The 19,467-nt window shown below is 40.8% G+C and carries 17 protein-coding genes; 6 read left to right on the forward strand and 11 right to left on the reverse strand.

What is annotated here, in order from left to right; all coding sequences use genetic code 11:
- Nucleotides 1–209: 209 nt before the first annotated feature.
- Nucleotides 210–596 carry a four helix bundle protein gene (locus VE944_RS02290; protein WP_190960517.1) on the forward strand — a complete coding sequence of 129 codons (387 nt, stop codon included), beginning with the start codon at nucleotides 210–212 and terminating at the stop codon, nucleotides 594–596.
- 145 nt (nucleotides 597–741) lie between these two features.
- On the opposite strand, the gene VE944_RS02295 is transcribed toward VE944_RS02290, so the two are convergent.
- The gene (locus VE944_RS02295) at nucleotides 742–1,200 is read right to left on the reverse strand and encodes an MgtC/SapB family protein (RefSeq protein ID WP_324971657.1); all 459 of its coding nucleotides are present in this window, start codon (nucleotides 1,198–1,200) and stop codon (nucleotides 742–744) included.
- A 479-nt stretch (nucleotides 1,201–1,679) separates the two neighbouring features.
- Here VE944_RS02295 and VE944_RS02300 point away from each other — a divergent pair, with 479 nt between their 5' ends.
- A complete protein-coding gene (locus tag VE944_RS02300) occupies nucleotides 1,680–4,037 on the forward strand; it encodes a putative PEP-binding protein (protein WP_324971660.1) in 2,358 nt (785 codons plus the stop codon).
- A 2-nt stretch (nucleotides 4,038–4,039) separates the two neighbouring features.
- Here VE944_RS02300 and VE944_RS02305 read toward each other — a convergent pair whose 3' ends face one another.
- From VE944_RS02305 to VE944_RS02320, 4 genes are all read right to left on the reverse strand, one after another.
- The gene (locus VE944_RS02305) at nucleotides 4,040–4,561 is read right to left on the reverse strand and encodes a hypothetical protein (RefSeq protein ID WP_324971663.1); all 522 of its coding nucleotides are present in this window, start codon (nucleotides 4,559–4,561) and stop codon (nucleotides 4,040–4,042) included.
- A gap of 56 nt (nucleotides 4,562–4,617) precedes the next feature.
- Nucleotides 4,618–6,012, reverse strand: a complete 1,395-nt coding sequence (locus tag VE944_RS02310; RefSeq protein ID WP_324971665.1) for an S-layer homology domain-containing protein — start codon at nucleotides 6,010–6,012, stop codon at nucleotides 4,618–4,620.
- A 555-nt stretch (nucleotides 6,013–6,567) separates the two neighbouring features.
- A complete protein-coding gene (locus tag VE944_RS02315; RefSeq protein WP_324971668.1) occupies nucleotides 6,568–8,133 on the reverse strand; it encodes a glucosaminidase domain-containing protein in 1,566 nt (521 codons plus the stop codon).
- Between the two features lie 89 nt (nucleotides 8,134–8,222).
- Entirely contained in the window at nucleotides 8,223–8,981 is a 759-nt protein-coding gene (locus VE944_RS02320) for an N-acetylmuramoyl-L-alanine amidase (RefSeq protein ID WP_324971672.1), read from the reverse strand.
- Between the two features lie 349 nt (nucleotides 8,982–9,330).
- Between VE944_RS02320 and VE944_RS02325 the strand changes: the two genes are divergently transcribed.
- Nucleotides 9,331–9,507 carry a hypothetical protein gene (locus tag VE944_RS02325; RefSeq protein WP_324971675.1) on the forward strand — a complete coding sequence of 59 codons (177 nt, stop codon included), beginning with the start codon at nucleotides 9,331–9,333 and terminating at the stop codon, nucleotides 9,505–9,507.
- A gap of 511 nt (nucleotides 9,508–10,018) precedes the next feature.
- On the opposite strand, the gene VE944_RS02330 is transcribed toward VE944_RS02325, so the two are convergent.
- Complete coding sequence (locus tag VE944_RS02330) at nucleotides 10,019–10,639, reverse strand: hypothetical protein (RefSeq protein WP_324971679.1); 621 nt, start codon at nucleotides 10,637–10,639, stop codon at nucleotides 10,019–10,021.
- Between the two features lie 268 nt (nucleotides 10,640–10,907).
- Nucleotides 10,908–11,849 (reverse strand): DNA polymerase III subunit delta', encoded by a 942-nt coding sequence (locus VE944_RS02335; RefSeq protein WP_324971700.1) that lies wholly within the window; start codon nucleotides 11,847–11,849, stop codon nucleotides 10,908–10,910.
- A 255-nt stretch (nucleotides 11,850–12,104) separates the two neighbouring features.
- Between VE944_RS02335 and VE944_RS02340 the strand changes: the two genes are divergently transcribed.
- A complete protein-coding gene (locus VE944_RS02340; protein ID WP_324971682.1) occupies nucleotides 12,105–12,686 on the forward strand; it encodes a DUF411 domain-containing protein in 582 nt (193 codons plus the stop codon).
- A gap of 119 nt (nucleotides 12,687–12,805) precedes the next feature.
- Here VE944_RS02340 and VE944_RS02345 read toward each other — a convergent pair whose 3' ends face one another.
- Together VE944_RS02345 and VE944_RS02350 are read right to left on the reverse strand one after the other, a co-directional pair.
- A complete protein-coding gene (locus VE944_RS02345) occupies nucleotides 12,806–13,774 on the reverse strand; it encodes a tetratricopeptide repeat protein (RefSeq protein ID WP_324971684.1) in 969 nt (322 codons plus the stop codon).
- Between the two features lie 407 nt (nucleotides 13,775–14,181).
- Nucleotides 14,182–14,508, reverse strand: coding sequence for a hypothetical protein (locus VE944_RS02350; protein WP_324971688.1), 327 nt, complete (start codon nucleotides 14,506–14,508; stop codon nucleotides 14,182–14,184).
- 435 nt (nucleotides 14,509–14,943) lie between these two features.
- On the opposite strand from VE944_RS02350, the gene VE944_RS02355 reads away from it, so the two are divergent.
- Complete coding sequence (locus tag VE944_RS02355; RefSeq protein WP_324971691.1) at nucleotides 14,944–15,801, forward strand: SGNH/GDSL hydrolase family protein; 858 nt, start codon at nucleotides 14,944–14,946, stop codon at nucleotides 15,799–15,801.
- Nucleotides 15,802–16,299: 498 nt separating this feature from the next.
- On the opposite strand, the gene VE944_RS02360 is transcribed toward VE944_RS02355, so the two are convergent.
- A complete protein-coding gene (locus tag VE944_RS02360) occupies nucleotides 16,300–17,883 on the reverse strand; it encodes an aminotransferase-like domain-containing protein (RefSeq protein WP_475483616.1) in 1,584 nt (527 codons plus the stop codon).
- 153 nt (nucleotides 17,884–18,036) lie between these two features.
- On the opposite strand from VE944_RS02360, the gene VE944_RS02365 reads away from it, so the two are divergent.
- Nucleotides 18,037–18,252, forward strand: coding sequence for a hypothetical protein (locus tag VE944_RS02365; RefSeq protein WP_324971694.1), 216 nt, complete (start codon nucleotides 18,037–18,039; stop codon nucleotides 18,250–18,252).
- Here the strand turns inward: VE944_RS02365 and VE944_RS02370 are convergent.
- Nucleotides 18,243–19,467: hydantoinase B/oxoprolinase family protein (locus VE944_RS02370; RefSeq protein ID WP_324971697.1), on the reverse strand; the 1,225-nt coding region annotated here is incomplete at its 5' end. The genes VE944_RS02365 and VE944_RS02370 overlap by 10 nt on opposite strands.

Consider the following 19,467-nt stretch of genomic DNA (forward strand, 5'->3'; position numbering starts at 1 on the left):
CCTTGCAAGCTATTACTTGTCGTGAGTTTGTGCTGAATTCGGCAAACTGGGCTGGATATGTAATTATGCCCACGCACTATTTTTTAAGATAACGCCTACTGAGATTATCTCTCGTAAGTGGATGATGGAGATAAACGGAGTAGGAGGCAGGGGGACAAGGGGACAAGGGGACAAGGGGACGAAAGGACAAGGGGACAAGGGACAAGGGGATGGGAAAAGAATCTATCAAGAGTCATGAAGATTTAGAGGTTTATCAACTGGCGTTCTCCGCAGCAATGAAAATCTTTGAAATCTCGAAAAAATTTCCTGTTGAGGAGCGATATTCCTTAACTGACCAAATTCGCAGATCATCTCGTTCCGTGTGTGCTAATTTAGCTGAAGCTTGGCGCAAGCGAAGATATAAGGCAGCTTTTGTGGCTAAACTTAATGATTGTGAAGCAGAGGCGGCAGAAACTCAAGTCTGGCTAAAGTTTGCGGTTAAATGTAATTATTTAGATTTAGAACAAGGCCGAGAATTGTATGGACTTTATAACCGAGTCCTTGGAGGATTGGTGAGTATGATTAATAACCCTTCTGTTTGGGTAATTCGGCAATAAAGCATCCTCCCCTAGTCCCCTAGTTCCCTAGTCCCCTAGTCCTCTTGTCCTCTAGTCCCCTTGTCCCCTTGTCCCCTAGTCCCCTAGTCCCCTAGTCCCCTTGTCCCCTAGTCCCCTTGTCTCTTTCTTCAATTCTTGGAGTTCCCTAATCACGTTTTTCTAACCTTTTAAAAACGGTGAGAACCAAAAAAGTCAGCAAACCACCGATTAATGCTAACTGCCACAAACCACAGCCAGCAGCAATTCCCAAAGCAGCTGAAACCCAAATAGCTGCTGCTGATGTCAGTCCGTGAATCTCAAGTCGCTGTGATTCTTGAGAAGATTGACGCACAATTTCTCCAGCACCGAGAAATCCTACACCGGCTGCAATCCCCTGAATCACACGGCTAAGTCCATCACGGCTCGATTCTGACCCATCTGTTTGCATAATTATGAGAGTAAACACGGCTGAACCTAAACTCACCAGCATGTGAGTTCTTAAACCGGCTGGTTTACCCCTAATTTGGCGTTCTAAGCCGATAATTGCTCCAATAAACAATGCAAGGCACAGCCGGAAGCTGATATTTAGCAAATCATTAGTTGCAAGATAGTAAGTGTTTGACAATGCTTAGTCTGGTATAGAGAATTTTATATATTAGTACAGCACTGCATAAATCTAGGTACTATATATATAAATTAACAAGACTTGGGTCAAAATCCTATTGTTAAAGGTATGCACACTTTCGCCACATCTACTAGTATCGCAAGGCGGAAGTCGCGCATAAAACTCTACCTCAAATTGCTAGATTTAACCCATACACTTAAATAATTAAAAAATATGATACCGCCATCTACAACTCGCTCAAACAACTAAACCCCCGATTTCAGGTAAGAGAGGCTAAAGGAAGGAAAATATTTGATTTACAAAAGAGTCGAATTACAGCAATACATTGTGTAACTGGCAATTAACCACTAATAGGTCGGCAAATTAAACGTAAATGCTGGAAACTCCTCCTAGTAGAGAGTCAATGGATTTCCGGCTGATAACGTACTAGGAGGAAATGGCTATGGCTACAAATAGATAACTGACAACTAACAAATTGAGTGGACAAACTCTACTGGCTAGACCAAATTAAACTACAAGACCGCGCCAAAGTAGGCGATAAAGCATTTTACTTGAGCAGAATCATGCAGCGTGGCTATCCGGTGGTGCCTGGTTTTGTAGTTTCGGCAGAAATTTTGCGAAAATTTCTCGAAAATCTCAATAGTTCAGAGTCATTAGTGGCTGACTTACCCCATTCTTCGTTACACCTAGATGTAGCTAATTGGCGTCAACTTCAGCAGGTAGCTGGTGGGTTGCGCCAAGAAATACTCACTGCGACTGTGCCACAGGATTGGGTAAATAAAATTTTCCAAGCAGCTAGAGAATGGCAAACTGGCTGTTTGATTCTTCGACCTACTTTAGCAGTATCAAATGCTACTTTAAGTATAAATAATATATCTGGTTTGCTGGAGTCAGTGTTTTGCCAGTGCGAACCAGAAGCGATCGCTTTTGCCCTCAAGCGTACCTGGAGCCAGATATTTCGTGCGAGAAGTCTACTATATTGGCAACGGGCAGGAATAAATCTGCAACAAATCAGTTTAGCCGTTTTGGTTCAACCTGTTGAGAATGCGATCGCCAGTGGCTTGCTAAGTGCCAACTCCTCTGGATGGGAAATTGAAGCTACTTGGGGATTAGGAATTGCGATCGCTCTTGGCGAAGTCCAGCCAGATGTTTACTATATTCAACAGGCAACCGGGATTGTGCTTGAGCAACAGTTGGGCAATAAAATGCTCGCTTATGGTGTGGATGATGCAGCACCGGAAGCTCTTTCGCAACTCGTACCCAAATCAGCGCTAACACCAGATCACGCTTGTCTAAGTACCTACTTAATTCAGGAAGCCCAACAAAAACAGTACGCTTTACAAGAAGAATACATCCAACAAATAATTGCTCTAGGAACTCAACTGGTGAGTGAACTGGGTAAAAGCTTTACCATTAAATGGACTATCGCTGGGCAAAATACATCTGGCAAGCTCTACATAACACAAGTTAGTTCTCCCCAATCTGTAATTAACCACAGACACTTCATTAGGGGAATAGGGGCGGCAGGAGGACGTGTTGTGGCGACTGCCCTAGTAATTACTAATCCGCAACACAAACCCGAACAATTACCCAAGGGAGTGATTTTAGTAATAACAGCGATCGCACCTGATTGGTTACCATTACTGCACCAAGTTGGTGGTATTATTACTGAACAAGGCGGATTAACTAGCCACGCTGCAATTCTTGCTAGAGAATTAGGTATCGCAGCAGTAGTTAATGCAACATCTGCTACAACCTTAATCCAAACTGGCGAACGACTCCTACTCGATGGCGACAGAGGAGAAGTTTATCGGATCAAAGAAGAAGGGGAAAGTGGGAGCGAAAAAGAGATGGAGAGGAGGAAAATGTCAGAAAATCCTCTCCATCTTCCGATCTCCCCATCCCGTCCTGTTACTTCTCATCTACCTATGATTGCTACCCAACTGCTGGTTAACTTGAGCCAGTCCAGTTTAATAGAACAAGTGCAAAGCTTCCCTGTGGATGGAGTGGGATTGTTGCGCTCAGAATTGATGGTACTAAATATATTGTCTGGGCAACATCCTAATAGTTGGATTTTAGGTGGGCGGCAAGCAGAATTGTTACAGCTATGGTCAGAGCAGATTATCCAGTTTGCCCGTGCCTTTGCACCAAGACCAGTTTTTTATCGTTCTTTAGATTGGCCGCAAGATTTACCATCATTGAGTGATAATTTACAATCATCAACACAATCGATGTTGGGTGAACGTGGCACTTTTAGCTATTTACGAAATCCCGCAGTCTTTGAGTTAGAACTGCAAGCTTTAGCGACTGTACAGCAAGCTGGTTACAGTAATGTAAATCTACTGTTGCCTTTTGTGCGGACTGTGGAAGAATTTGTTTTTTGCCGTCGTAAAGTTGAGCAAGCTCTTTTAACAGATGTGTCAGAGTTTCAATTGTGGATGATGGCAGAAGTGCCAAGCGTCCTATTTTTACTGCCAGAATATGTCAAAGCAGGTGCAGCCGGAATTTCTATTGGTACAAATGATTTGACCCAATTATTGCTCGGAGTGGATCGAGAGCAAGGACAGCTAGGAAAAGTATTTAATGAACGTCATCCGGCAGTTATGAGTGCGATCGCTCAACTGATCCAAATGGCTAAAAGTGCCGGTATCCCTTGTTCAATCTGCGGTCAAGCACCAGCCATCTATCCAGAAATCATCGATAAGTTAGTGGAATGGGGCATAACATCCATTTCCGTTGAACCGGAAGCAGTAGAGCGAACCTATCAAGCGATCGCTCGTGCTGAACAGCGTATCATTCTAGCAGCCGCACGACGTGAATTAAAAGAGGGAAAGTAATTTTATTTAATATAGCCAGTTTCGCGTAAAAACTTACGTAAATCGCCGAAATATTTGGTGCGATCGCGTTCGCGTAGCGTCTCGTAGAGAAGCGTCTCCGTTCGCGTAGCGTCCCGGAGGGAAGGAGATTCGCTGTTTTTGTAAGCTTGCTGCACTCGCCTCCATCCATCCTGTCCTTGACCCAGTAGATATTTATCTGCCAAATAAGCTGCTAAAAAGCCCTTGCCATCATCGCCTTGTTGCCGTGCCTGGGTATAAGTTTGCCATAGCTCTGAGGCATGATTAGAAATTAATTTGGGATAGCGACGAGTCACATCAACCATTTTCCCTTGGCGATAATGCCAAATTTGCAGAGGATAGCCAGAACCAGCATAGGCTGTAAAAGCATAGGCAAAGTGATCGTCTTGGCTATCAAACTCTGGCAGTCCATCTTTGTCTAAATCTCTGAGCCGATAGCCACCATTGCCCCATTCATGGCGAATCTTAATATACTTTTGGGATTTATTGTCATAGCGATAAATCAATGAATAAGTACAACAGTGCGCTCCACCTGTTAACCCGTCGTAGGCATCACTTGACTTTAACTTCGCTTTAATTTCAAAGCCTCACTAGCCGATACACCCTCACCCTGACTGCCGAAATACGACAAAGCCGTAGCAGCCTCAGCACGAGTTACTGGTTTTTTGGGTTGAAACAAAGTCGTATAACCAAACACTCGCCGAATATTTGATTGTTCGGCATTCTGGTAATCAGCCAACACTGCTCTTAAAGCCTTGGGGTCAATTCGCGCCGCATCTTGGAAACCCCAGGTTTGTTTGACCGCATCTAAGTTAGCAGAGGGTAAAGCTTGGCGAGTATCTAGGGGTGATTTCCACAGCAACAACTGTTCCCGCGTTAGGGGTGCATCAGGACGAAACAAAACTACTGTAGAATCTCCAGACAAAGGACTCGGAATTAACCCAGCTTCAGCTAATCCCTGAATTGCTGGAAAATCAGGGTCTTTTGCGGACACATCACTAAAAACTGGTTGAGTAGTTTCTGATGCCAAGCGAATTTGTTTAGCTGGATTACTGGCATACATAGCATTGTTAGCAGCAATTAGCCAACGAGCATATTCCCGATGTGTAACAATTTTACCGGGTTCAAACTGGTTAGTTGTGCTATTAGAGTTGCCCTTGGTTGCTTCTGGTTCTATAGATAAAACACCTAATGCAGCCAAATCTTGGATGTGTTGCCGCCATTCTTGCGGTGCCTTATTCAGATCGTTGAATTCCTGAGATTCGGCTGTGGGTGTAGGAGTTGTTTGGTTATTAGCCGTGCTTGGTGGCTGTGCTGCCAAGTTTGCGGGTAGTACGGGGCCAATAAACTGGGAATCTCCTGGTTGAGAAACGGCGTTAGTAGTTTCGTTAGGATTTGTAGCCGGGGTAGATTGTGCCGTTGCAGTACTATTCGGTACGTAGTCAATCAGTAATTCGGTGGCTGTTTGGGGTTGATTAGGTGTGGCGTTAGTAACTGATTTAGGCTGAATGGAAACCTTCAACAGCAAATCGTTACGACGTGCCTCAAACACACCTCCTGCATCATCTGTTGGCTGTTGCAAAATCTGCCAGTTATTTGTTTGAAACTGGCTACTATAAAAGCTAGCAATAAAGTTGCTGGGGTCAGAACTCAACCAACGAGTTGAGATTCTGTTTTCTGACCCGCTAACAGGTGTAACTTCCTGTAGTTTGGCATTGGAATATAGTGGGATATCTTTGGGAAAATCAGGTGGTAACTGAAGTGTTGATTCGTTTTGCTGTGCTTGCGGTTGATTACTCTGAGATTCTCCAAAGACAACTGGATTGCTTTGCAGGTTGGGATCTGCCGCCAAAGATTCCTCAAGGTTTTTGGCAACTGGACTGTTAGCACAGGCTGTTAACGAAGTCAGTAGAACAGCCCAAATTAGAAATACAACTGGACGTTTGCAGGGAGGCACAGGAAATCACAAATTGAGTTTCAATTCCTACCCTAGCGCAGACTGTTCATTAAATGGGTGGGGAATGGGGAATGGAATATTAAAACTAACCCATTTCCTCTGCCTCTATGCTTCTCTACGTCTTAAATATTACCAAAGGAGAATATTAATTCACTATGTCCTCTTGGTAAATGTCTCTTTTGGTGAAGATGATGATATCTATTTGTTTTAGCTAAAAATGAGTAAACGGTAGCAAAAGCTACCGTATTGTCTTTGTATTACAGCCATTAGGTTTGATAATTCCCATGCTTATTTATAGAGTTCCCTAAAATTCTGGCAAACTAACATTTTGCGGGAAAAAATATAAACAAACCTGAAATATCTGCTAGATAAGAGTTTGGGGATTTGGATGCTCTCAGATCACAGGGATTATGACAGGTTACGGGAGCTTATGGTAAAAAAATCAAGTTATTTTCTCCCCCTATCTTCTCTGCTTACCTTCACCCATCATTTTTTGGTTGGTCAAGTACTAAAGTTTGCAGAGTGGTGAACTCTAACGCATCAGTTCACTAAGAATTAGCTTCTCACTGGTGGGTTAATTTCAAAATGAATATGATTATCGTGACCACTCAGAGAAACACAAAGTCTCTCTCTAATTAGCTGTTGATCGTTGAAAAACACTGCCCGTACCAACTTTTGCTTACCAATAGACTTGAGAATAGCTCGTGCAGCATCTTGATCATATTCAGAACTAGACCAAAAGATGCCACCGAAATCTCCCTTTTTTTTGGGTAAGTAAACATCGCACATCATACCAGTTTCATGTCCATAATGGTCGGGAGTATCGCCTCCATGAGGAAGACTAACATCGTTAATTGCGAATGGAGCAGATGTAGGGTGAGTGTTACGATAACTGTTTTGATAATCTTGGGCAATTTTTTGAATAACATCAGCTAACCAGTGTGTTCCAAAATCGTGGTTATCTTGGATGTCTTCTAGTTCACCGTTAACGAAACCATTATCACGATCGCTTTTTGGCATTAACTCCCACCGTGGTGCATTAGCTGCTTGCAACCATCGATGGGTTATTCCCCCAACATCAACTCGACCATCACCGTTAACAGTACTGCTACCAGCAATAATTGACTGAAATAGTTTGATTGCGTCAAATAGTCCTCTGTCTCTGTCTGCACTGTTAGGATTACCTACCCATGTGTAGCCTAGCTCATGCAATCGCGCCTTAATAGCCTTAACATCATTAGCTTTATTGACTCCCCCAATTCCCACACTACCACCGAGTTTAATTACCTTTGCTCCTGGTAAACTCGATGCTGTAGGTTGTTGAGTGTTCTCATCGTCCTTGTTATCGAAAGGAACAACAACTTTAATGCCGATCTCTAGAGTTTGATCATCAATGGCAATTATCATGCGGCGATCGCCTTCTTGTGTCAAGACGAAATCAAATTGCCATTTGCCGTCCTGATTAATTGTTACACTTGCGACTGGAAATTGATTGTCAATCATAATCGACAAAACTTTGCCAATGTCAGCTAAACGTGCTACGCCTTCAACCCGGAAATTTTGCCCTGATTCAACTTCTTTTGGCGCACGAATTAACTGTAGTTGTTCCACTGAAGGGGGAATGGTAACTCCACCTGCATTAGCCAGTAACTTTTGCGCCTCTGGAAGTAAGTCCACAACTTTACTCACATATTTAGGATCGGACGAATAGCCTTTAGCCTTGAGAAAGCCAAGGAAGTTTTCTGGCGTGTTCGTATAATCTTCTAAGCCTTTATAGGGAGTGCGAGTTAAAAACTTCCAATAACCAATAATAAAAGCATCTATATCTGTAAATTTACAGAACTCAACTTCTTTTGGCTCAGAAGGAACTTTGATTTTCAACGGTTCGGCAAACCCTTTCATGTCAGGAACTCGCCATTTTAATCCGGCAAAATTGTTAGCATTGACAGCAAGCTCACTTTTGCCTCTAGCAGACTCTAATAACCATTGCGCGAGGGTAACTTCTTTTAAAATTTGCCGATTAATCTCGGTAATTTTTCCATTTGCAATACCAACTTTTATAAATACTGTTGTTAAATCTTTATTGAAATAATTGTTGACTAAATCATCAAGCAATGACATATATTTGCCTATTAAAAAGTTTTTTACATCCCCGACTTTTTAGAAAAGTCGGGAATTTAGGTGTTTACGAATAAATTAGCTATTTATACCTAATCTTTTTCTATAACTTTGCTGTATCCAGCAAAAATAAAATGCTCGTTTCGGTTTACTTTAGTTTTATCAGGCCACTTAACCCAATAATGGTTTTCCTCAAAACGGACATCTAAAACGGGGTAACTTCCTGGCTCAATATCAAATATAGATTCTTTTGGTAGCTCTGATGCCTGTTCTGTAGAGGGTTTTAAAACTGTTTTTGTTGTAACTTGCAAAATGTAACTTTTATCAGATTTAACTTCATCTTTTGACTCACCAATTAATCCATCTTTAATTGCTTCGGCCATTTTTTCAGCATCAAAGCGATCCATATCTGTTTTAGAGTCACAGAAGCAGCACTCAATTAAAATAGCTGGCATTTGTGTATTCTTTAGAACAAAGAAACCTGTATTTTTAACCCCTCTACTATGAAAACCAAGTTTAATAATCTCTTTAAGAACTGATTGAGCAATACCTTGTGATGCATTACTAATAGCAAAAATTTCTGTACCATTGGCTATACCGTTGAATTTATTAAAGTGAATCGAAATATAGAGATTAACGTTATTGGCATTCGCCTTATTAGTTCGTTGTCTCAGAGAGTCGGTTACACTGCTAGCGTTTGTGGGAGTGCAATCAATAGCGATATGACCTGCTGCTTTGAGTTTTTGTATTAATTGTGCCCCAACTGCTTTTGTTAAAGCATCTTCTTGTTTTATGCCTGTTGCTCCTGTATCTGGAGAGCAATTGTGCCCTATATCAATACCAAATTTCATAGAGTTGATGTCCTTTTTATAACTTGAGAGGTACGGTTTAATTTAACTATACTCTATTAATTATTAACCCAAGTGCGACGCCGAATAGCCCGTCGTAGACATCGCTCTGTCAGTGACATAAAGCGAGTTTTTACTGTAAATGAATGTAAAATTTAACGCAAAAATCTCATTAAAAACAGAAATCTCATAAGTTTAACCTATAAATAAAGCAAGCTAACCCATGACGGTACAAGAGCCACTGAATATAGTCAATAGCCTTTTATACTCTACCTTTGGGCAAAGACTCAATGACGTTTAATCTCTAGTTTTACTGGGAAGTTGGCTAGGACATACCTATGTGGAAATTGCGGTGCAGATAAGTTATAAACACGACTACATTAAACAAGCCGATTTTCTGTCGTGGCGATCGCTTTCTCAGGTAGTTGGTGAAGAGGGTTGTAAAAAAATATGCAATTTGTTCTGCGTCGCTACCAGCAGTCTCAAAGTAGTGATAATTAAAGAATTATGTCTACGAAGGGCTACTTAGTTGGGCGTTTCAGACTAATATTCTCATAAAGGTTAGCGATCGCCACGATACCTACTTATCTGGTAATTAGAGATCATTGTCATGAATTTGATGAATCTCATATCTAAATTTCTACATCTCTATCACTGTATATCGATGCCATTTTTTAATTTGCTTCTCAATTTATGGTGCTATTCTTAGCATGATAAAAATTAACTATTGATTAAATTTGTGCCCTCTCAATATCAAGACAAATAAAGCATAAATTAACAACTAAATCGTCACCGCTCTATTTATAAAAAATTTTAGACATAACAATTTTTAGAATATTTCCTTATTTTCTGCACTTTAAGTATGAAAAAGTGAGTATTTAATTAAATAAATCTAAATCCTGTAATAATGTTCGTTCTTCCTAAATTTATAAATAAGTTTTACTATTGAAATTATTGATGAGATGGGAAAAAATTTATCCTCCTTAAGACTAGATAATCCTTGGGTTAAAATGCGTAAGCATAGCTGTTTAAAACATCGCTTAATAAATGTTTCGCCAAGCTTTCACTGTTCCTTTGCCAATTTCGCTATCAACAGTTTGACCACCTTCCAAGACTAGTCTGATGTCTAAGTTCTCATCTGGAGCATTTTTTAAAACAGTGGCTAATTCTTGACTGATAGGAAAAGTGCCGGTTGAACCGTCTAATTGAAAAACTTTTTCCCTGACCTTGAGTAAAAGTTTATCGACTTTCTTGGTAGTGACAAACCTAAGAAATTCAGGTCTAGGATACACACGGCCTGCGGTGTAGAAAGGAGACCTTGCTTCACCCGAATTAACAGTTACGAGAACTCGAATACTCGAAGTAGTCCACAAACTAATAACTTGCGTTGAACCCTCACGGAACAAATAGCCATCTAAGGAGTTGCGGTCAAAAACCCCAAGAAACTCCCCTTCAAAAGGGTCAACGATTCTCACGGCTTTCGACCAAGGTACATCCATATCGGGGGACAGTCCTGCTGATTTGACTACTGGTAAATCACTTGATGCTTTGGCAAGGCTAACTACCTCTTGAACAGTGAAAGCAGGACAAACTTGGGGTGAAAGCACAGCCAAGATAGTCCCTAAAAAAAGAACTGGAATTGTCTGCGGTAAGTTCATCATGAGTCAGGGTACAATCTTCAAAAACAATAATCGGACAGCCTTTATTAGTCATCCCCCGCAAGACTTTTATTTGCTATGAAGCTTTGACAATTGAGCAAAATTCAGTGTTTTGGGGCAATCTCTTAACTCACTGTATCCTCTAGGAGACGCTTGGCGTAGCTTAATTATTAATAATACACAAGTACTAACATTTACGGGTACTTAAGTAATATCATTTAATATTGCTAAAGGACTTGAGGTTTTTATGCAAGAGTTAGTAGATAGAATTTTATTTTTGACATACAGATAAAAGCAGACATTCCCAAACTAGCCGTGGTTGAGCGTAAGAAAGTAAGTATTTACGAGATTGTTCTAGCTGGTTGATGATGCTGGGTTGATGCCACTGTTGCCAGTAGAATTGCTGAAGATAATCAATTAACCACAGTTGGGCTTCTGTATCTAAATCCTTATCAATTTTCTTAGCTAACTCCAAGGCTTTGCGGTAAGAAGCAGGAACTTTTTTTAAGTCTTCGAGTAACTCAGAGGGAATAGCTTGTAATTGCTCGTAAGATGCGATCGCACTTCCGGCACTGCCAGCTGCTATGCTCAATACTGCCTGATTTGGCAAAATATCTTGATGACCAGTTTGTGTGAGTACAACAGCCAAAGACTGTGCATCTAAGCGATAAAAAGGAATGCGTTGACAGCGTGACACTAAAGTTGGCAAAACAGACTCAGGTGTAGGTGCAATTAAAATTAACGTCGCCTGTCCCGGTTCTTCTAAGGTTTTAAGTAAAGCATTTGCTGCTGCTTCTGCCATTGTTTGGGCTTCTTCCAGCACCACTACATTCCTTGGTGCTTCCAAGGGTGGACGACTGAGAAACTCGGTTATTTCCCGAATTTGCTCTAGCCGAATTACAGGTGGTGCTTTACGCTTAAGTCCTTTTTCGGCTGCTTCTGCTGCTGTTAATCGTTGTCCCTGGTATTGGTACGTCGGTTGCACCCACAACAAAGCTGGATGGTTCCCTTGACGCAAACGGTTTTGTAAAGCCGCAGTGACTCCCATCTCGCTAGAAAATAGCAATTCCACAAAACACCTGGCTGCTAAACTTCTTCCTACACCATCTGGCCCCACAAATAGATACGCTGGAGCAACCCGATTTTGAAGGGCAGCCTGAGTGAGTAATTCTATGGCTTGCTGTTGTCCTACAAGTGGTGCAAATGAGTTAATAGTTCAGTACCTTCGCCAAAACAAACAATAATATAGAAAATTAATGGGCTGATGTAGTAGAGTTGTTGTCTTCTAGAACGACAACTTAGAAGCTACAAAATGCCAATATTTGACATACTAGCACTGTTGCAATGACTTCTACCGCGTAAAATTGTAGCGTTTTTAAACGCAAAGTAAGTGCATAGATACGCAGAGTCTTTTTGAAGAGAATTTGTTACAACAAATTTATGTAATGTTTTACTTAGGAAGTCTCAGATGTCGTACAAACAATTTATTTATTGGTGGCAAAAATACTTACCTTCTATCTTGGTACATGTTGCTGTACGTGCAGTGGTAATAATTTGTCTAACAGTAGGGATGTGGGGCATATTGGGAAGCACTGCTCCTGTGAGTAATGCTCAATTAGTAAGTACCACTAAGGGTATTCAAGATAAACAGACACCATTAAAATCAACAGCCCTAAATGCTACTGTATATCACAGCCCTGATTGTAATTGTTGTGGCGGGTGGATTGACCACTTAAAGGCACAAGGTTTTCAAATCACAGACTTTTCCACGCCTGACATCGAAACAGTCAAACAAAAGTATAATGTGCCAGATAATTTGTCATCTTGCCACACAGCAATTGTTAATGGATATGTTATCGAAGGACACGTTCCCGCAAACGATATCAAACGTTTGCTTCAAGAAAAGCCAAATGTCACTGGTTTATCTGTTCCCCAAATGCCTGTAGGCACTCCTGGGATGGAGATGGGGGATAGAAAAGACCCGTTTTCTGTGCTTTCCTTTGATAGCAAAGGCTCAGTTTCGGTATTCAATCGATACCCGTCCTCTTGATGTAATTTGGCTATATTTAAAGGATGTTTTAAAAGCGTATTTTCATGTATTTTAGCGATTTCTAATCGCCAAAGCTTTTTAAAACATCCTCACATTACCTAAATCAGTGGTGACAGATATTACTGGTTAGAATAAGCTTTGATGAACTGCGACAAATGACTGAACCATCTCCCAAACCACAAAGGAGATACTGCACTTGCAACATTTTGAGAAAGAAGCTCAATGGCATGGTTACAATCTTGCAGACTTGCATCTAGTCCCATTGTCTGATAAATTTTGCGGGCATGACAAAAAGCATCCATCGCTTCTGATTCTCGATTGATTTTTTCTAACACCAGACCCAAACTAAACCAGGCGTTTGCTTCTGCATTTTGATCATCAAGATTTTTTCTGATCTCTAATGAATATTGATGAAATTCAACTGCCTTTTGGTACTGTCCCAGAGCATTATAAGCATTGCCCAACGCACTTAAGGCCATGGCTTCCCCGTTGCGTTGGCATTGCCCGCCGTAGGCATCGCAGATGAATCTTGCCAGTTCTAACCATTGCTGGTAAAACTCAATTGCGAGTTGGTACTGTCCCAAGGATTCATAAGTATTGCCCAAACTTCCCAGACAAATGCATTCCCCAGTCCAATCGCCTATTTTCTTGGTGATACTCAACCACTGCTGATAATACTCAATCGCTTGCTCATACTTGCCGAGGTATTCATAAGTATTGCCCAAGCTTCCTAAGCAAATACCTTCCCCAGTCCAATCGCCTATTTTTCTGGTGATACTCAACCACTGGTGATAATATTCAATCGCTCGCTGGTATTTTCCCAGTGATTGGTAAGCATTGCCCAACCCAGATAAAGATTTAGCTTCCCCTAAGCGATCGCCTATTTCTTTCGCTATATCCAACCACTGCTGATAAAACTCAATTGCCAGGTGATACTCGCCTAGTGAGTGGTAAGCATTACCCAAACTTCCTAGACAAACGACTTCCCTATTGCGATCGCCTGTTTCTCTGGCTTTGTGCAAGCACCGCTTTTCAAACTCAATGGACTCGATGTTATTTAGGCTCCCGGATTTAATTACTTCTGTCATTCTCTATAGAAAAGGAAATTTGTGTAAGCTGTCGATTATACAATTTTCTGTGTCTTTCGCCCACTATAAATACAACTTATATACACAACTTATCTCAAAATTTAGAACTTGTTTTTCAAGATAAAATTCTCTTTTATACACAGTATTTTCTGCGTAAGAAAGGCTTTTATTTATATTGGTAACAAGCGCACGAATATACTATAATAAAAATTTCGCTTTTTTAAAAGATATCAGAAAAACCAAATCAATCAGCAGCAGCATAAGTAGGTAAACATAATTAATTACACAATGTCATTGCGAATGCAGCGAAGCGAAATGAAGCAATCGCAAGGGCTGGAATTGCTTTGCTTCTCTACGAGACGCTGCGCGAACGTTCGCAATGACTGTAATTAATTTTGCGTAGTTACTTAATCAGGCAATGTGTTGAGTTGTAAATTAACAGCGCTTAGATAATTTTGGTCATTTAAAACTTGTGATGGTAATTTATCTGCATTAACAGCAGCCTTCACTAAATCTTTTGCAATAATATTTCTGTTCTGAGTTTGAAATATTAGCGTTTCTCCGCTAGGAATCCCGTGCTGCTTCAAACCTCCCTGATAAGCAAAAGTAACTAGATTGAAAGGCTGGAGGTAACTAACAGAAGTAGAGTTCCTGGATAAATTGACTCCTTTAAGTCCAGACAAAGAACAGATTGGTTGAAATTTCCAATTACTTAACTGAGGCGAGTTGAACATTTATGCAATTTTTAATTTGCTTCTTGAGTTCTCCTAATGGGCAAGAATGCCTGAATATCTACAAATTTAGTAACACAAGTGTATTTATCTGTATAAAACTCATATTTAATTTTTTAAATATACGTAGTAACGCGCTACATAAAGGTTTTGGTGTCCTACTCTCGGCGATAACGTTTAGTGAGGAGATGTTAAAAAACACAACAGCGTTGCATTAAGACAATTGGCAAAATCCACACCTGAAAGTATCCGGTTTTGCTCACTAGCTCTGAAGCTAGCTTGTTAAGTTAGAGAAGTGCTCAATTGCAAGCTCAATCTTTACTCACACCAATAATCATCAACAGTTGTAAAAACTATTGTCTTTAGGGTTTGCAGAAAAGTTTAATGCAAAGAAAAAAGTGGCTTTTAAGAACGGGACTTGCTCTCCTTATATTTATCATGGTTGTAGCGGCAAAATTTATGGATAAAACTCATCCCATCACAGAACTTTATGTATTTGGGGATAGTCTTTCGGATACAGGGATGGTATTCCGTGCGACAGGAGGAATGTACCCACCTAATCCAACTTACTTTCAGGGGCGTTACTCGAATGGTCGGGTTTGGATTGAGTATCTCGCCGAAAGACTCCATCTCTCCTCTAAGCAAACTCACAATTTTGCTTACGGAGGATCAACTACTGGCAGTGTTGGCAACAGTTATGTACCTAGCTTGCTAAATCAAGTGCAGACGTTTACGCAGACACATCAACATCCGAATTCAGATGCTTTGTATGTGCTGTGGGCAGGCGCAAATGATTATTTGCAAGGGGTAAGCAGTGCAACTATTCCTGTTAAAAATGTGACAACGGCAATCAATTCTCTAACTGATGTGGGTGCTAGAAAGATTCTGGTTGCAAATTTACCAGATTTAGGACAGTTACCTGCTACTAGAAACAGTGCGAACTCTGGGAACCTCAGTGCATTAACACAAGCACATAATCAAGGCTTGAGGCGATCGCTTAAGGTACTTAGTCAACAGCATTCCGATGTGGAGATTGTGCAATTAGATGCTAACGCGCTGTATCGAGATGCGATGTCTGCGACGGGCTACGCCAACGCAAATCCGGCAGCCTTTAACTTTACCAATGTGAGCAGTCCATGTTTATCTGGCTCTGGCACCTGCGGTAAACCAGATCAGTTTTTGTTCTGGGATGGCATTCATCCGACATCTGCGGCTCATCGCATCATCGGGGAAACTGCTTTTTCAACTATTCAAGAGGCAGGGATGATTAATTCTCGTTCAATGTCGGTTCCCTAATTTATTTGAACAGTTTTTGCAGGGATAAAATTATTTCTGTCAAAAATGCTTTAGATTACAGCGTTTTTAATCTATTTTAATGAGAATTCTTGGTAGAGGCCCATAGCTAGCTGTGCATCCCTACAGTATGTTTGATTAACTAAAAATAGCTATAAAATACGGTAAACCTGATGAATGACCGTTGATTAATCTAGCAGAACGCTCAAAGCGATCGCACAGTTCCTAATTTATCAGATTATGAATCTGTTCTGCGAAGCATCCAGCAACCGACTTTAGTTGTCGCCATTGATTCTGATATCCTCTATCCTCCAGTACAGCAACAAGAATTGGCAAATTTAATCCCTAATGCTCAACTAGCTTGGCTGAAGTCAACCCACGGACATGATGCATTTTTAATTGACATGGATGCATTGAATGAAATACTAATCTCTTTTCAAAAATGTGGCGCATTGTGTAAATCACCTTCAGCGCGAAGTAGATCAGGACATCTATGCTAACCTACAAACTCTGAACAAGCGATTGATCATTAGATATGCGATGTTTAACGACAAGCCGCTCTGTATCTATACATCCTTTGGCAATATACTTTTTCAGCAACTTACCCACAATCGAAATACCTTGCTCAATCTCCTCTGGCGGGAGACAGAAAGTCAGACGCATCGCTGGATAACCCTGCTTATCGGGGAAAAATGCCGAACCGCACGCCAAGTAGACATTTTGTGCAAGAGCTTCCTTACGAATTGTCCCAATTGGAATATCATCTGGTAACTGTACCCAGAGAAATAACCCACCCGTTGGAACTGTCCACCTGATCTCTTCAGGAAAATAACGCTCTAAAGCTTGCAGCATAGTATTACGACTTTGCAGATTATCTGTGCGAAGCCGGCTGAGGTGACGGCGGTAATGTCCTGAAGCGAGATATTCGCTAACTATTGTTTGCGAAATACTGGATGTGTGCAAATCATGGAGCAACTTCCGCTCAATAATTGCTTGATAATGCTTACCTGTAACTACCATATAGCCCACTCGTAAACCAGGCATTAAAGTTTTAGAAAAGGTACTTAAATAAGTGACCAAATTATTTTTATCTAAAGCTTTAATTGGCGCTGGCACAGCATCAAAATTTATTCCTTCATAAGCATTATCTTCTAAAATGGGACACTCATATTTTTCGGCTAATGCTAATAATTGCTGACGATGAGCTTGTGTTGTCGTCAATCCTGTTGGATTATGAAAGGTACTAATCGTATAAATTAATTTCGGGCGGTGGCTGTGTAGATATTGCTCTAATAAATCTAAATTCATTCCCTCCGCAGTCATGGGAATGCCAATAATCTTAGCTCCTAAATTTTCTAAGATAGAAATTGCACCATAATAGGTGGGAGCTTCGACAATCACCCAATCACCAGGTTGTACATAATAATTCATAGCTAATGACAACCCTTGCTGAGAGCCATTAGTAATAATCAAATCTTCTGGAAAAACCTCTAATCCTTGATGTACTAGCATCTGGGCAATTTGTCTGCACAGAGTTAGTTGTCCTTGAGGCATCTCATGAGGAAAGAAAATATCAGCATCATCTTGTCTTAATGCTCGTCTGGCAATGAGGTTAATATCTTTGGGTGGACGAGGATAACCGTAGCCAAAATTAATCATTCCTGGCTGTGTTTGTGCTTGCACCAGTGGAGTATACATCTCATAAAAAGAACACTTTCCTGGTTTTGTAATTATGACATTTTGGGCTGGAGCAAATTTAGATTCTAGGTTGGTGCTTTTAGGAGAAATGCTGCTGACAAAGTATCCTGAACCCTGACGAGCAGAAACAATACCATCTGCTTCTAAAACGTTATATGCTTCAATAATCGTGAGTTTGTTAACTTGTAAACTGTCTGCAAGAGAACGGATAGAAGGGAGGCGATCGCCACTTTTGAGTGCGCCAGATTTAATGAGACGGCTGATGCGATCTCTGATCTGTAAATAAATCGGTTTGTGTGACTGTCGTTCTAACAAAATTTTCATTTTGGCGCACTCGTCAATGATTAAATAATCACCAATACTGGCAATATAAACTATTTCTCTCAACTTTACCTAGTACAGTTAGGAGTTTTTTCACTATACCAGTTGGAATGGCGCTTAACTGTACTAGATCAAATCTGCCAAAACTGTACCTTCTCAGTTGAAAATTATTACGTGAAAGTAAAAGTAATAGTTCACTATTCATCAGGTACTTTCACTATGAAGAAATTTAATCTACTGTTAAATTTACGAAAATATTGGCAGCATTTTACCATTTGGATGGCTAGTGCTTCTGACCTCCAAGTGTGGCAGGAATCAGACTGGCACGGTCACATTTGTTGTTGGCGTGCCTACGATCCAATGACAGGACGTTCTGCCTGTTTTGGTTCAGAAGAAGAAATGCGAATTTGGATTGATAAATGTTATTACAAATAAAATCTTTTACCAAATCCGCCGCCTCCAGGAGTTTCTATCACAAAAACATCCCCAGGTTTCATCTCTACTGTTGCTGTGCTGTCTAAATTCTCTTCAATTCCATTCTGACGTTGTATCCAGTTGCGTCCGACAATCCCGGCTTCCCCACCATTTAATCCAAAGGGAGGGACAACCCGATGTCCAGAGAGAATATTAGCTGTCATGGTTTCTAAAAAACGGATGCGGCGCACAACTCCATTACCACCGGAATATTGCCCTTTACCACCGCTATCGGGGCGAAGACTAAAGCTTTCTAAAAGTACAGGATAACGGGTTTCTAAAACTTCTGGATCGGTCAAACGAGAGTTAGTCATGTGAGAATGAACACCATCAGTTCCATCAAAATCAATTCCTGCCCCAGAGCCGCCGCAGATAGTTTCATAATATTGATACTGCTCATTACCAAAAGTAAAATTATTCATCGTTCCTTGAGAAGCAGCCATGACACCTAAAGCGCCATATAAAGCATCGACAATAGTTTGAGAAGTTTCGACATTACCCGCTACTACTGCTGCTGGATAAGTTGGATTCAGCATACAGCCAACCGGAATAATAATTTCTAGAGGGTTAAGACACCCGGCATTAAGTGGAATATTATCATCAACCAAAGTCCGAAAGACATATAAAACTGCTGCTTGAGTTACAGCTTTGGGAGCATTAAAATTACTATTTAGTTGCTCAGAAGTTCCAGTAAAATCAATGGTAGCACTACGATTTTCTGGGTAAATCGTCACTTTAACTTGAATTCGTGCCCCATTATCCATTTCATAAACAAATGAGCCATCCTTGAGAAGATTGATAGCCTTTCTCACCGACTCCTCAGCATTAGCTTGCACAAACTTCATGTAAGCTTGAACAGTATCGAGCTTGTATTGGCAAACCATTTTACGAAGTTCTTGTACTCCCCGTTCATTTGCGGCAATTTGTGCTTTAAAATCAGCGATATTTTGGTCAGGGTTACGAGCAGGATAAGTATGATTTGAAAGGTGCTGTCTTACTGCGGGTTCTCGAAAATTACCCTCTTCAACCAAGAGAAAATTATCAAAAATAATTCCTTCCTCTTCTACTGTCGTACTGTGAGGAGGCATTGAACCAGGAGTAATTCCACCGATATCTGCTTGGTGTCCACGAGAAGCAACAAAAAAGAGGGGAGTAGGGAATGGAGTATTTTCAGGA

Source organism: Nostoc sp. (assembly GCF_035638895.1).
Lineage (GTDB): Bacteria > Cyanobacteriota > Cyanobacteriia > Cyanobacteriales > Nostocaceae > Nostoc.